Below are 249 nucleotides of genomic sequence, written 5' to 3' on the forward strand. Positions count from 1 at the left end.
ATGTTGCCACAAGACGTGGCGCTTTTAACTGACCTTCCTTGTCCGTTAAATATGAGTGGTGGAGGCTGACGGGATCGAACCGCCGACCCTCTGCTTGTAAGGCAGATGCTCTCCCAGCTGAGCTAAGCCTCCAAATCACCTACGAAGATGTAGGGATTTTTCTAGGTGACCCGTAGGGGATTCGAACCCCTGTATGACAGCGTGAAAGGCTGCTGTGTTAAACCGCTTCACCAACGGGCCATTTTCATA

2 tRNA genes are annotated in these 249 nt (G+C 51.4%); both read right to left on the reverse strand.

The features are described from left to right. Nucleotides 1-56 precede the first annotated feature (56 nt). Nucleotides 57-132: transfer RNA gene (locus HPY28_RS30220), tRNA-Val, on the reverse strand. Nucleotides 133-166: 34 nt separating this feature from the next. Beyond that, nucleotides 167-240, reverse strand: a tRNA-Glu gene (locus HPY28_RS30225). Between the last annotated feature and the right edge of the window lie 9 nt (nt 241-249).

Origin of the sequence: Brevibacillus sp. HB1.2 (assembly GCF_013332495.1) — a bacterium.
Classification (GTDB): domain Bacteria; phylum Bacillota; class Bacilli; order Brevibacillales; family Brevibacillaceae; genus Brevibacillus; species Brevibacillus porteri.